Raw genomic sequence first — 12357 nt, 5'->3', positions numbered from 1 at the left:
ACCGACAGTCAGGGCCGGCCCGGTCGAGGCGGCGCGACGGCGCGTGAGCAGACGCGAAAAAGGGCCCGCCCGGGGGGCGAGCCCTAAGAGGAACGGGTCGGATGAGTCAGCCCCGGTCGTCGACGATGAAGGTCACGGCGTCGTCGGTGCGTTCCAGCGCGACGACGGTCTGGGGATCGACACCCTCGGCTTCGAGCGCCTCCGTGATCACGCTGTTCTCCGAGATCGCACGGTGGACGTCGGCGATGCTCTGGGCGTTCTCTCCGAGCACGCGGTCGAGGTCCTCGGTCGAGGTCTCGGACCCTTCACTCAGCTCGGACAGGGCCACGGTGCGAAGCTCGGCGGTCGGATCGATTTCCCGAATGACCTCGGACGGATCGGAGCCGCCCATGGCTTCGACGTCCTGAACGACCTGGTCGAAGGTGGGATCTTCGCCGATATCCGTGACGATCCCGTAGGTATCGGCCCCGACGCCGTCCTCGAAGGTCATGGTTTCCTTGAGGCCGCCCGCATCGTCGTTTTCCTGCGCGGTCGCGGGAAGGGCGAGGCCTGCGGCGAGCAGGGCGGCTAGAGCTGTCTTGGGATAGATGTGGGGACGCATGGCACCCTCCAGACTTGTCACTTTGGCTGACGGACATACCGCCGCCTTCGATGACTCAACGTGTCCGGAGAGTGCAGGTTTCGTCACATCCGGTTGCGGTCGTCCACGATCAGCAGCGGACCGTCCGGCCCGTTGAACCAGGCGACCACGTCCTCGACGTTATAGCCCGCGTCGGCGATCCCGGACGCAAGGTAGTCGCGGTCGGCAATCTGGCGGTGGTACTCGATGAACTGCTCGGCGCGGGCCGAGAGCTCGGCATCGAGGTCGGCGAGGTCTTCGTCGGAGCCGTCGATCTCGCTGAGGCGTACGACGGTGACGTCGGTGTCCTCGGGAAGCCCGTCGAAGGCCTCGTCGGGGTTGGCCGCGCCACCCTGCAGTGTCGTGGTGAGATCGGCGACGCTGCCGGGCGTGCCCGTCTCGTCATTGACCTCTTCCTCGCTCTGGGCGTCGGCGTTCGCGTTGTCGGTGGCGTCGTCCTGCGCGAGCGCGCCGGTCGTGAGCGCGAGGCTCAGGAGCGCCGCGATCGATACCTTGGCAGACGTGTTGAACATGGATGTCCTCCGCTTGTCTGGCGGACGGCGCCAGCCGCCCGCGGTCCCCGCGTCGTCGATGACATGAAGAACGGCGCTGGCCCGCCGCGGGGTTCCGCGACAGGTTGACCCAAGGGCGGAGGCGCGGCTCAGGCCGCGCGGTCGAGCTCGAAGGCGTCGTGCAGTGCCTGGACCGCCAGCTCCATGTACTTGCGGTCGATGAGCACCGAAATCTTGATCTCGGAGGTCGTGATGACCTTGATGTTGATGTTTTCGGCCTTCAGCGCCTCGAACATCTTGGCTGCGACGCCGGCGTGGGAGCGCATGCCGATGCCCACGACCGAGACCTTGCAGACACCGGTATCGGCCACGAGATCGTGATAGTTGATGCTCCCGGAGGCCTTGGCCTTTTCCATCGCGGCCTCGGCCCGCTTCACCTGGTCCACGGGGCAGGAGAAGGTCATGTCGGTGCGGCCGTCCTCGGAGATGTTCTGGACGATCATGTCGACGTTGACCCCCGCCTCGGCCAGCGGGCCGAAGATCGAGGCGGCGATGCCTGGACGGTCGGCGACGGAAATGAGGGTCATCTTGGCCTCGTCGCGGCTGTAGGCGACCCCGGCGACAACATTGCTTTCCACGATATCCTCCTCGTCGCAGACGAGCGTTCCGGCCTCGTCGGACTGTTCCTCGAACGAGCTTAGCACCCGAAGGCGCACCTTGTAGCGCATGGCGAGCTCGACCGACCGGGTCTGCAGCACCTTGGCGCCGAGGCTCGCGAGCTCCAGCATCTCCTCGAAGGCGATGCGGTCGAGCTTGCGAGCCTTGTCGCAGATGCGCGGGTCGGTGGTGTAGACGCCGTCGACGTCGGTGTAGATGTCGCAGCGCTCTGCCCCGAAGGCGGCGGCGAAGGCGACGGCGGTGGTGTCCGACCCGCCGCGGCCCAGCGTCGTGATCCGGCCCTCGGGAGAGATGCCCTGGAAGCCGGCGACCACGGCGACCCGCATGCCCTCGGCGAACTTGCGGTTGATGTTCTCGGGCGGGATCTCCTCGATCCGCGCGGCGCCGTGGGCGGAGTTGGTCCGCAGCGGCACCTGCCAGCCCTGCCAGGAGCGGGCGGGAACATCCATTTCCTGCAGTGTCAGCGCCATGAGGCCGGCGGTAACGTTCTCGCCCGAGCTGACGACGGCGTCGTATTCCCGCGCGTCGTAGAGCGGCGAGATCTCGGAGACATGCTCGACGAGGCGGTTGGTCTCGCCCGCCATGGCGGAGACGATGACGATCACGTCGTAGCCCTTGGCGACCTCGACGCCGACGCGCTTGGCGGCCCGGCGGATCCGGTCGGGCGTGGCGACGGAGGTGCCGCCGAATTTCATCACAAGGATGGGCATGGTCCCTCGCCCTTCGTTCCGCGCGCTCATATTGCGCGCGGAGGGCCCGCGCAAGATCTCAGCCCCGCGTGGCGCGGGCAGCCGACAGCGGGATCAGCGCCATGAGCACGACGAGCATCCAGTAGGCGGCGGGCAGGCTCCCCCATTCCGCGATCACCCCGATGCCCGCGGGGCCCAGAAGAACGCCCGCGTAGCCCGTCGTGGTGACCGCCGCGATGGCAAGGCCCGGGTCCATGACGGTCTGCCGGCCCGCGTGGCTGAAGATCACGGGCACGATGTTGGAAGCGCCCGCACCGATCAGCGCGAACCCCGCCAGCGCGATCCACCCGGCCGGGGCGGAAGCGGTGAGGGCCAGGCCCGCCATGGTGAGGATGCCGCCCCAGATCAGCACGCGCTTGCCGCCGACGGTGGAGACGATGCGGTCGCCGGTCAGCCGCCCGATGGTCATGGTCACCGAGAAGACCACGTAGCCGAGCCCCGCCCGCTCCGGCGCGGAGAGGTCGCGCTCGACCAGCAGTAGCGCGCCCCAGTCGAGCACCGCGCCTTCCACGAGAAAGCAGATCGCGGCGAGAACGGCGAGCAGCAGGACGACGCCCCTGGGCAGCGCGAAGGTCGGCGCCTCGCCCGAGCGGGCGCGCAGCAGTCGGGGCGCCGCGCCCAGCATGGCGGCGAGTGTCAGGGCGCTGCCGGTCAGCGCCGCCCCCTGCGGCGAGAGACCCGCGGCGAGGAGGGCCGTCACGCCGCCCGCCCCGACGAGCCCGCCGATGCTGAACTGCGCGTGGAAGCCCGACATCAGCGGCCGCCCGTCCCGACGTTCCACCTCGGCCCCGTGCACGTTCATCGAGACGTCGAGCGTGCCGAGCGCCGCGCCGAAGACGAAGAGCAGCGCGCCGAGGATCATCGGCTCGGAGGTCAGGATCAGCAGCGGCAGCACGGCGGCCAGGCCGAACCCGCTGACCAGCATCATTGGCCGCGCCCCCCGTTTCGCCGAGAGCCAGCCGGTCACCGGCATGGCGATGACCGAGCCGATCCCGAGGCAGAGCAGCAGCAGCCCCAGCCCGGCCTCGCTGACACCGGTCTGATCCTTGGCGAAGGGAATGAGCGGCGCCCAGCAGGACACGGCAAAGCCCGCCGCGAAGAAGGCGAGCCGCGTCGCGAGACGCGCGGGGGCGAGGCTGGCGGGAGTGTCGGCGAGGGCGGTCATTGGGCGGCGTCCTTGGCGAGATGGATTTGCGGGCCTGCCTTGGCGAGCGCCGCGCGGGTGGTGTCGTCGGTTCCGGCCGAAATGACCAGATGGGTCAGCCGCGCGAGCGGGGCGATCGGGTATGGGGCCGTGGTGCCGAGCTTGTCGGCGGTCATCATCAGCGCAGTTTCGGCGCTCCGGTCGAGAAGGGCGCGCTTCATCTCGACGTCGGCCATGTCGAAGCCCGCGATCCCCTCCGCCGGCGAGAGGGCGCAGGCACCGAGAAAGCAGAGGTCGATGCGATAGCGCTCGAGTGCGGCGAGAGCCTGGGCATCGGTGCAGCCGCCGGTCTCCGGGTCGAAGGCGCCGCCGACGAGGAAGAGCGCGAGGTCGCTCCGGCGCGAGAGGGCGTTTGCGGCGCTCAGGGAATTGGTGACAACGCGAAGGCCGGGGGGGAGAACCTCCGCGAGGAGGGCCACGGTGCTCCCTGTGTCGAGGAAGATGGTGCTGTCGGGCCGGATCAGGCCGGCTGCAATTATGGCCAGCGCCCGCTTCGCGGCAGTGTTTTCCGTCTGCCGCTCCGTCACCGGCCCGTTCGCGGGTGAGAGGGGCAGCGCACCGCCGTAGACGCGGGTGCAAAGCCCGTCGGCGGCGAGGGCACGGAGGTCGCGGCGGATCGCATCCTCAGAGACGCCGAACTCGCGCGCAAGGTCACTTGCCACCACCGACTGCCCGCCCGAAAGGCGGTCTGCGATAGTGCGGCGGCGGCCGAGAGGCAGGGTCGAATCGTGCATAAACGTGCATTACCCGGTAATACCGGGCGCGTCGAGCCCCTAGCCGTACATCCGCAGCATCTCCTTGAGGTCCTCAAGGGTATTGGCCTCCGCCACCGGCTTGTCGTGGCGCCAGCGGGCCATGCGGGGGAAGCGGAGGGCGACGCCGGACTTGTGGCGGGGGCTTTCTTGGATGCCCTCGAAGGCGATCTCGAAGACGTGGGTCGGGGTCACCTGCCTGACCGGGCCGAAGCGCTGGACGGTGTTCTTGCGGACCCACTGGGTGATGCGGCGGAACTCGGCGTCGGTCAGGCCGGAGTAGGCCTTGGTGAAGGGCACCAGGGTGTCGCCGTCGTGCACGGCGAAGGTGAAGTCGGTGAAGAGGTTGGCGCGGCGGCCCGAGCCCTGCTGCGCGTAGATCATCACCGCGTCGATGGTCAGCGGGTCGACCTTCCACTTCCACCAGTCGCCCTTCTTGCGGCCCGAGAGGTAGGGCGAGTCCCGGCGCTTCAGCATCAGCCCCTCGGCGTTGAAGTCCCGGCTCTCCGCGCGTGTCTCCGCCAGCGACTCCCAGTCTTCGGCCGAGACGTTGGGCGAGAGGCGGACGGGTGCCTCGGCGGGGGCCTGGGCGACGAGCGCGTCCAGCCGGGCGCGGCGGTCGGCGAAGGGCTGGTCGCGGACGTCGCGGCCCGCCTCCTCCAGCAGGTCATAGGCCATGAGGACGACCGGGCTCTCGATCAGCAGCTTCTTCGGCACGGTCTTGCGGCCGATCCGCTTCTGCAGGGCGTTGAAGGGCAGGGGGCGTTCGTCCTGGAAGGCCAGGACTTCTCCGTCGATGACGGTGCCCTCGGGCAGGTAGTCGATGAGCCGCGCGAACTCAGGGAAGCGGTCGGTCATCAGCTCTTCGCCCCGCGACCAGAGGTGATGCTCTCCGCCGCGCAGGATGAGCTGGCCGCGGATGCCGTCCCACTTGCGCTCGGCGAACCAGTCGGTGGCGGGACCGAGGTCGTCGCCCTCCTCGAGCTGGTAGGCGAGGTAGAAGGGATAGGGGCGCGAGAGATCGGCGGAGGGGTCCTCGGCCTCGATCAGCCGCTCCCAGGTCGTGGTCTCCGGGGTCCAGCTGCCCATCAGCTTGTGGGTCAGCAGCGCCTCTTCCTGCCCGGTGGCCTGCGAAAGGGCGCGGGTCATGAGCTTCTGGCTGACGCCGACGCGGAAACCGCCGGTGAGGAGCTTGGTGAAGAGTAGCCGCTCGGTGCGGTCCTGCCCCTCCCAGGCCTCGAGGATGCCGGCCTTTCGGGTGTCCTCGTCGGCGCGGGAGAGCTCGGCGAGGCGCTCGATCCAGAACGTGAGCGGCTTGTCCTCGGCGGGTTCGCCGGCCGGCAGGACGAGGGAGATGGTCTCGGCCAGGTCGCCGACGATGGGGTAGCTCTCCTCGAAGAGCCAGAGCGGGATGCCGGCGCGCTCGCTGGCCCATTCGCGCAGGAGCGAGGTGGTGATGACCCGGCGCGGGCGGCGACCCGAGAAGAGCGCGATGCACCACAGCCTGTCGGAGGGCGCGGCGGTCTCGAAGAAATCCGCCAGCGCGGAGACCTTCCGCGTCGTCTTGGTGGTCTGGTCGACGCGGGTGAAGAGCGTGGCGAAGTCCTTCACGCCGCCTCCTGGTCGCCCGCGTCGTCGAGGCTCTCGCCCTCGTAGTCGGTCTCGACGATCTTCGCGTCGTAGCCCTGCTCCTCCAGCCAGCGGCGGAAGATCGAGGTGTAGCCGTGGGTGACGAAGATGCGTTCGGCCCCGGTCTCGGCGATCGCGGCGTTGAGGCCGGGCCAGTCGGCGTGGTCGGAGACGATGAAGCCGCGGTCGGCGGCCCGGCGTCGGCGCACCCCCCGCAGCGCCATCCAGCCGGAGGCGAAGCCGGTGGAGGAATTCGGAAACCGCCGCGCCCATGCTGAGCCGAGAGCGGAGGGCGGCGCGATGACCATGGCGCCGGGGTGGTCCTTGCCCCTGGTCTCGGGCTCAACCCGGATGGTCTCGGGCAGGGCGAGGCCCTGTTCGCGGAGGACGGCGTTGGTGTTCTCGACCGCGCCGTGGGTCAGGATGGGGCCGATCTCGGGGTCGAGGTCGTGCAGCAGGCGCTGGGCCTTGCCGAGGGAATAGGCACCGAGGATGCAGGCGCGGCCTTCGGCGGCATTGGCGCGCCACCAGTCGTTGATCTGCGCGCGGAGCGCGGGCAGTGCGGTCCAGGTGAAGACCGGCAGGCCGAAGGTGCACTCGGTGATGAAGGCGTGGCAGCGCACGGGCTCGAAGGGCTCGGAGAGGCCGTCGCCCACGGTCTTGTAGTCGCCGGAGACGACCCAGACCTCGCCGCCCACCTCCACGCGGATCTGCGCCGAGCCGGGGACGTGGCCGGCGGGGTGGAAGGAAAAGGTCGCTCCGCCGATGGTTACCCGCTCGCCGTAGCGGACGGTCTCGACGTCGATCTCGCCCAGCCGGTGGCGCATGACGGGGGCCGAGCCCTCGGTGCAGAGGTAGCGGCCCATGCCGGGGCGGGCGTGGTCGGCGTGGCCATGGGTGATGAGCGCCCGGTCCACCGGCCGCCAGGGGTCGATGTGGATGTCGGCCGCCGGGCAGTAGATGCCGCGGTCGGTGAAGGTGAGCACGTCCGCCATGCCGGGCGATCTAGCCGCGCAGGCCGCGAGGGCCAGAGCGCTACTTGAGCTGGCTGTCCTTGGAGCCGCGCCGGTTGATGCCGCCGCGCGCCTGGAAGCGGCCGTCGCGCTCCTGCTGGCAGTCGACGCAGAGCTTCACGCCCGGGATCGCCTCGCGCCGGCGCTCGGGGATCGGCTCGTCACATTCCACGCAGTGGGTCGCGCTCTCGCCCTGCGGGGCGCGGCGCGCCTTGAGCCGCTTGAGTTCGTCCTCGATCGAGGCTTCGATCTGTTCGTTCACCGCGCCATCGCGCGACCAGCCGCCGGCCATGATCAGTCTCCTTCAGGTGAGAGCAAGAAAGATAGGAACGGGCAGGCGAGCCGTCAAAGGCGCCGGTCAGGCGGCCGCGGCGAAGTGGTCGGCGATGCGGTTGAAGATCATCTCGCGGTGCCGCGGCGCCTCCATCAGGATCTCGTGGCGGCCCCCCTCGACGGGCACGAGTTCGCCGCTTTCCCAGCGGGCCATGCGCGCTTCGATCCGGCCCGGGTCGACGATGGTCTCCTCGGTGCCGAGGAAGGTGACGCAGGCGATGTCGGGCGAGGAGCGGCGGGCAAGCTCGCGCATCTCGGTCAGGGCCTCGTTCAGCCAGTGCAGCGAGGGTCCGCCGAGCCCGAGGTCCGGGTGTTCGTGGATCTGGCGCTGCATGTAGTCGAACATCTCGCGGTCCGAGGTGAGATTGTTCATCTCGAAGGCCGCGCGCATGATGTAAGGGTCGCCGCCGTGTCCCGGCGCGAAGCGGTGACCGAAGCGCAGCGGCCGCGCGATGCTGGACAGGCCCCAGGCGAACGGGCGCAGGGTTGCCGACATCTGGATGCCCCACATGGGCGCGGAGAAGGCGACGGCCACGACGTCGAGCCCCTCGTAGAGCGAACGCAGACCGATGCAGCCGCCCATCGAATGGGCCAGCAGGTAGTGCGGGCGGGGAAGACCGAGTTCGTCGGCATAGGCCGTCATCGCCGCGACGTCGTGCTGGTAGTCTGGGAAGGCCTCGACGTGCCCGACGAGCGGGTCGTCCTGCATCCGGGCGGAGATCCCCTGGCCGCGCCAGTCGATGGTGACCGAGGCGTAGCCGCGCTCGGCCAGGGCGCGGGCGTCGCGGCCGTATTTCTCGATGTACTCGGTGCGCCCGGGGAACAGCAGGACGGTTCCGCGGGCGCCGGGGGCCGGCCAGTGGCCGATGCGAAGGCGGAGCCCGTCCCGCGTTTCGACCCAGTGCGCCGCGCCGTCGTCGGGCCCGTCGGCGACCTCTGCGAAGAAGGGGGCGGGCTCCATCGTCACCTTTATCCGAGGATGCTGGCGAGACGCATGGCGGTGCCCATGTCACCGTCGAGCTTGAGCTTGCCGGTCATGTAGGCGGCCGTCGGGTTTTCCTCGCCATCGAGAATCGCCTGGAAGGTCTCGGTGTCGGAGGTGAGAGTGACCTCCGCGTCCTCGTCTCCGGCCCGGGCGCCGTCGCCGTCGATCATCACGCTGCCTTCGTTCTCGATGACGAATTTGGCCGTGCTGTCAAAGCCTTGACCGGCCATCTTTTCGTTCAGGCGGGTGACCGCCTCGTTCACGACTTCGCTCATGCTGGGCCCTTTTCCCTTGTTCGTGACGGGGCGGGGGTGGCGCCCCGCTCCGCAACCTCTACAGTCCGGGTTATGGCGAGCATTCGGACCCTCATCAAATGTATCGTGGCGTCGGGGCTGCTGTCGGCGGGACTTTCGCTGTCCGCGGGCGCCGAGACGCTGGACGAGATGTACCAGGATCTGGCCGCGGCCGAGACCGAGGAGGAGGCGCGCCGCATCGAGGAGCGCATCGCGAGCGAATGGGCCAAGAGCGGCTCCGCGGCGATCGACCTGCTGTGGCAGCGCGGGCGCGATGCGCTGGAGGCGGGCGATCCCCGCACCGCGGCCGAGCATTTCACCGCGGCCATCGACCACGCGCCGGACTTCGCCGAGGCCTATCACGGCCGGGCCACGGCCTACTTCATGCAGGACCTCTACGGTCCGGCCCTGGACGACATCCGCCAGACGCTGGTGCTGAACCCCCGCCACTTCGGGGCGATGCGCGGGCTGGCGATCATCCTGGAGCAGATCGGCGACGAGGAAACGGCGATGCAGGTTTCCCGCGAAATCCTCGAGATCCATCCCTATATGGCGGATGTCGCCGAGGCCCTCGAGCGCCTCGAGCTGCGGCAGGACGGCATCCCGCTCTAGGGAGCCGGCCTCCGGCGAAAGGCCAAGATGACGACGAATTCCCGGATCACGGCCGTTCTCGGCCCGACCAACACGGGCAAGACCCATTACGCCATCGAGCGTATGCTGGGCTATCGCACCGGTATCATCGGCCTTCCGCTGCGCCTGCTCGCCCGCGAGGTCTACGAGCGGATCAAGGCGGTGCGCGGTCCCTCGGTGGTCGCGCTTGTGACCGGCGAGGAGCGGATCGTGCCTGAGCGGACCCAGTACTGGGTCTGCACCACCGAGGCGATGCCCGACGGGATGGGCTGCGACTTCCTCGCCATCGACGAGATCCAGCTCGCCGCCGATCCCGACCGGGGGCACGTCTTCACCGACCGGCTGCTGAACGCGCGGGGCCTGCACGAGACGCTGTTCCTCGGCGCGGAGACCATGCGCTCGGCCATCGCGGCCAATGTGCCCGGGGTGCAGTTCATGCGGCGCGAGCGGTTCAGCGAGCTGACCTACGCGGGCTCGAAGAAGATCAGCCGGATGCCGGGGCGCTCGGCCATCGTCGGCTTCTCGGTCGAGAACGTCTATGCCATCGCCGAGCTGCTGCGCCGGCAGAAGGGCGGGGCGGCGGTCGTTATGGGCGCGCTCAGCCCGCGGACCCGCAACGCGCAGGTCGAGATGTACCAGAACGGCGACGTCGACCACCTCGTCGCCACCGACGCCATCGGCATGGGGCTCAACCTCGACATCGACCACGTCGCCTTTTCCTCGCTGGCGAAGTTCGACGGGCGCAAGATGCGCCCCCTCGCGCCCGAGGAACTCGCCCAGATCGCGGGTCGGGCCGGGCGGCACATGAACCACGGCACCTTCGGCGTGACCGGCGAGGCTCCCGAGATCGACGAGGGCGTGGTCGAGCGGATCACCTCGCACAGCTTCCAGCCGGTTAAGAAGCTGCACTGGCGCAATGCGCGGCTGGAGTTCGGCTCGGTCGGACGGCTGATCGGATCGCTGGAGCAGAAGACCGACGACCCCTGGCTCAGCCGGATGCGCGAGGCCGACGACCTGCAGGCGCTGAAGGCGCTGGCGGCGGACGCCGAGGTGCAGGCGCGTGCCTCCGACGGGGCCTCGGTCCGGCTGCTCTGGGACGTCTGCCGCATCCCCGACTTCCGTGGGATCAGCCACGGCGAACACGCGGGTCTGCTGCGACAGATCTTCGGCTACCTCCACGAGAACGGCCGCGTGCCAGACGACTGGATGGCCCGGCAGGTCAAACGGATCGACCGCACCGACGGCGACATCGACACGATCTCGAAACGCTTGGCGTATATCCGCACATGGACCTATGTCGCTCAGCGGCGGAACTGGGTGAGGGACGAATCGCGTTGGCGTGAGGAGACGCGCGCGGTAGAAGACCGATTGTCGGATGCCCTGCACGGCGCGCTGACTCAGAGATTCGTGGACCGGCGGACGAGCGTGCTTCTCCGCCGGCTCAAGCAGAAGGAGGCCATGTTGGCCGAGGTGAACGATGAAGGCGCGGTGACCGTCGAAGGTCAGCACGTCGGGCGGCTGGAAGGCTTCCGCTTCCGGCAGGACAAGAGCGGCACGGCGGACGAGGACAAAACCGTCCGGCAGGCCTCCCTCAAGGCGCTCGCGCCGCAGTTCCACCTGAGGGCCGACCGCTTCTACAATTCTCCCGATACCGAGCTCGACTTCACCGAGCAGGGCGGCCTCATGTGGGGCAAGGAGGCGGTGGGCAAGCTTACCGCGGGCGACGATCCGCTGAAGCCGCGCGTCGAGCCCTTCGTCGACGACGAGGCCGGTCCCGACATCCGGCAGAAGGTCGAGCGGCGCCTGCAGCACTTCATCGATCGCAAGATCGCCAAGGACTTCGAGCCGCTGATGAAGATGCGGAACGACGAGGCGCTGACGGGCCTCGCCCGCGGCTTCGCCTTCCGGCTGGTGGAGAATTTCGGCGTGATCCCGCGCGGCGACGTCGCGCAGGAGGTCCGCGACCTCGACCAGGACGCCCGCGGCGCTCTGCGCCGGCACGGCGTCCGGTTCGGGCAGTTCACCGTCTTCATGCCGCTCCTGCTCAAGCCCGCGCCGACGCGGCTCCGGCTGGTGCTCTGGTCGCTACAGAAGGGCCTCGATACCTTCCCCGAGGCGCCGCCGCCGGGCCTCGTGACCGTGCCGGCCGCCAAGGATGCCGAGCCGGGCGTCTACGCGATGTCCGGCTACCGCGCCGCGGGGGAGCGGGCGATCCGCATCGACATGCTGGAACGCCTCGCCGACATGCTGCGCGACAAGGACAGCAAGGGCGGTTTCGAGGCGACCGCCGACATGCTCTCGATCACCGGCATGACGCTGGAGCAGTTCGCCAACCTCATGGAGGGGCTCGGGTACAAGGCCGAGAAGGGCGAGAGGGTGAAGCAGAAGCCGGTCGCGGCGACCGAGCCCACGGACGCCGCCGGCGACCCGATGCCTCCGGGCGAGCCGCCCGCGCCGCCCTCGACCCCGCCGGGCCCCGAGGTTCCGCCCGAGGCGCCGCCCGGGCCGGGGACGCCCCCGCCGGAGACGCCGCCGCCCGGTCCCGACGTGCCGCCGGAAGAGCCGCCCGTGCCCGATCCGGACCTGCCGCCGGCAGAGCCGCCGACGCCGGACGAGTCTCCGCCCGACGCGCCGGACGAGACGCCCGTGGAAGAGCCTCCGCCGGAGCTGCCCGAGCAGACCGCCGAGGTCGACGCCGTGGCGGCGCAGGCCGAGGAGGCCGAGCCGGAGATGGAGGTGTTCTACACCTTCACCTGGGCCGGTCGCCGCGAAAAGGGCCGCCGTCCCGAGCAGAAGCAGGGCAAGGGACGTGGCAAGCCCAAGGGCAAGGGGCCCAAGGGCCCCGCCAAGGGTGGCCAGAAGGGCCCGCGCGAACACAGCGCAGGTCCGAAACGCGAGAAGAAGATCGACCCCGACAATCCCTTCGCGGCGGCGCTCGCCGGCTTCAAGACGAACTGAGG

12 protein-coding genes are annotated in these 12357 nt (G+C 69.5%); 2 read left to right on the top strand and 10 right to left on the bottom strand.

Going from position 1 to position 12357, the window contains the following annotated elements:
• Window positions 1-106: 106 nt before the first annotated feature.
• The 10 genes from F3S47_RS03080 to F3S47_RS03035 form a co-directional block, all read right to left on the bottom strand.
• The gene (locus tag F3S47_RS03080; RefSeq protein WP_150443734.1) at window positions 107-601 is read right to left on the bottom strand and encodes a hypothetical protein; all 495 of its coding nucleotides are present in this window, start codon (window positions 599-601) and stop codon (window positions 107-109) included.
• An 83-nt stretch (window positions 602-684) separates the two neighbouring features.
• Window positions 685-1152, bottom strand: a complete 468-nt coding sequence (locus F3S47_RS03075) for a hypothetical protein (RefSeq protein ID WP_150443733.1) — start codon at window positions 1150-1152, stop codon at window positions 685-687.
• Between the two features lie 128 nt (window positions 1153-1280).
• A complete protein-coding gene (locus tag F3S47_RS03070) occupies window positions 1281-2519 on the bottom strand; it encodes an aspartate kinase (RefSeq protein WP_150443732.1) in 1239 nt (412 codons plus the stop codon).
• Between the two features lie 58 nt (window positions 2520-2577).
• The gene (locus tag F3S47_RS03065; RefSeq protein ID WP_150443731.1) at window positions 2578-3723 is read right to left on the bottom strand and encodes an MFS transporter; all 1146 of its coding nucleotides are present in this window, start codon (window positions 3721-3723) and stop codon (window positions 2578-2580) included.
• Complete coding sequence (locus F3S47_RS03060; protein WP_150443730.1) at window positions 3720-4496, bottom strand: DeoR/GlpR family DNA-binding transcription regulator; 777 nt, start codon at window positions 4494-4496, stop codon at window positions 3720-3722. Before F3S47_RS03060 ends, F3S47_RS03065 begins: the two co-directional genes overlap by 4 nt.
• A gap of 39 nt (window positions 4497-4535) precedes the next feature.
• Entirely contained in the window at window positions 4536-6125 is a 1590-nt protein-coding gene (locus F3S47_RS03055; protein WP_150443729.1) for an ATP-dependent DNA ligase, read from the bottom strand.
• Window positions 6122-7138 carry a ligase-associated DNA damage response exonuclease gene (locus F3S47_RS03050; RefSeq protein ID WP_150443728.1) on the bottom strand — a complete coding sequence of 339 codons (1017 nt, stop codon included), beginning with the start codon at window positions 7136-7138 and terminating at the stop codon, window positions 6122-6124. Before F3S47_RS03050 ends, F3S47_RS03055 begins: the two co-directional genes overlap by 4 nt.
• Before the next feature lie 40 nt (window positions 7139-7178).
• Window positions 7179-7448, bottom strand: a complete 270-nt coding sequence (locus tag F3S47_RS03045; RefSeq protein WP_150443727.1) for a DksA/TraR family C4-type zinc finger protein — start codon at window positions 7446-7448, stop codon at window positions 7179-7181.
• Between the two features lie 66 nt (window positions 7449-7514).
• Window positions 7515-8450: an alpha/beta fold hydrolase gene (locus tag F3S47_RS03040; RefSeq protein WP_150443726.1), complete on the bottom strand. Its 936-nt coding sequence runs from the start codon at window positions 8448-8450 to the stop codon at window positions 7515-7517.
• Between the two features lie 8 nt (window positions 8451-8458).
• On the bottom strand, window positions 8459-8749 hold the full coding sequence (locus F3S47_RS03035; protein WP_150443725.1) for an SCP2 sterol-binding domain-containing protein: 291 nt from the start codon (window positions 8747-8749) through the stop codon (window positions 8459-8461).
• Between the two features lie 72 nt (window positions 8750-8821).
• On the opposite strand from F3S47_RS03035, the gene F3S47_RS03030 reads away from it, so the two are divergent.
• Together F3S47_RS03030 and F3S47_RS03025 are read left to right on the top strand one after the other, a co-directional pair.
• Window positions 8822-9379 (top strand): tetratricopeptide repeat protein, encoded by a 558-nt coding sequence (locus F3S47_RS03030; RefSeq protein WP_150443724.1) that lies wholly within the window; start codon window positions 8822-8824, stop codon window positions 9377-9379.
• Between the two features lie 27 nt (window positions 9380-9406).
• A complete protein-coding gene (locus F3S47_RS03025) occupies window positions 9407-12355 on the top strand; it encodes a helicase-related protein (protein WP_150443723.1) in 2949 nt (982 codons plus the stop codon).
• Window positions 12356-12357: the final 2 nt, after the last annotated feature.

It is taken from the genome of Histidinibacterium aquaticum, from assembly GCF_008710275.1.
Lineage (GTDB): Bacteria > Pseudomonadota > Alphaproteobacteria > Rhodobacterales > Rhodobacteraceae > Oceanicola > Oceanicola aquaticus.
This window is presented reverse-complemented; position numbering and strand designations above follow the sequence as displayed.

What these genes read in the sequence shown, in the direction of transcription:
- F3S47_RS03040 (WP_150443726.1), bottom strand. Translation starts at nt 8,450, where the DNA reads ATGGAGCCCGCCCCCTTCTTCGCAGAGGTCGCCGACGGGCCCGACGAC.
- F3S47_RS03080 (WP_150443734.1), bottom strand. Translation starts at nt 601, where the DNA reads ATGCGTCCCCACATCTATCCCAAGACAGCTCTAGCCGCCCTGCTCGCC.
- F3S47_RS03035 (WP_150443725.1), bottom strand. Translation starts at nt 8,749, where the DNA reads ATGAGCGAAGTCGTGAACGAGGCGGTCACCCGCCTGAACGAAAAGATG.
- F3S47_RS03025 (WP_150443723.1), top strand. Translation starts at nt 9,407, where the DNA reads ATGACGACGAATTCCCGGATCACGGCCGTTCTCGGCCCGACCAACACG.
- F3S47_RS03060 (WP_150443730.1), bottom strand. Translation starts at nt 4,496, where the DNA reads ATGCACGATTCGACCCTGCCTCTCGGCCGCCGCCGCACTATCGCAGAC.
- F3S47_RS03030 (WP_150443724.1), top strand. Translation starts at nt 8,822, where the DNA reads ATGGCGAGCATTCGGACCCTCATCAAATGTATCGTGGCGTCGGGGCTG.
- F3S47_RS03050 (WP_150443728.1), bottom strand. Translation starts at nt 7,138, where the DNA reads ATGGCGGACGTGCTCACCTTCACCGACCGCGGCATCTACTGCCCGGCG.
- F3S47_RS03070 (WP_150443732.1), bottom strand. Translation starts at nt 2,519, where the DNA reads ATGCCCATCCTTGTGATGAAATTCGGCGGCACCTCCGTCGCCACGCCC.
- F3S47_RS03065 (WP_150443731.1), bottom strand. Translation starts at nt 3,723, where the DNA reads ATGACCGCCCTCGCCGACACTCCCGCCAGCCTCGCCCCCGCGCGTCTC.
- F3S47_RS03075 (WP_150443733.1), bottom strand. Translation starts at nt 1,152, where the DNA reads ATGTTCAACACGTCTGCCAAGGTATCGATCGCGGCGCTCCTGAGCCTC.
- F3S47_RS03045 (WP_150443727.1), bottom strand. Translation starts at nt 7,448, where the DNA reads ATGGCCGGCGGCTGGTCGCGCGATGGCGCGGTGAACGAACAGATCGAA.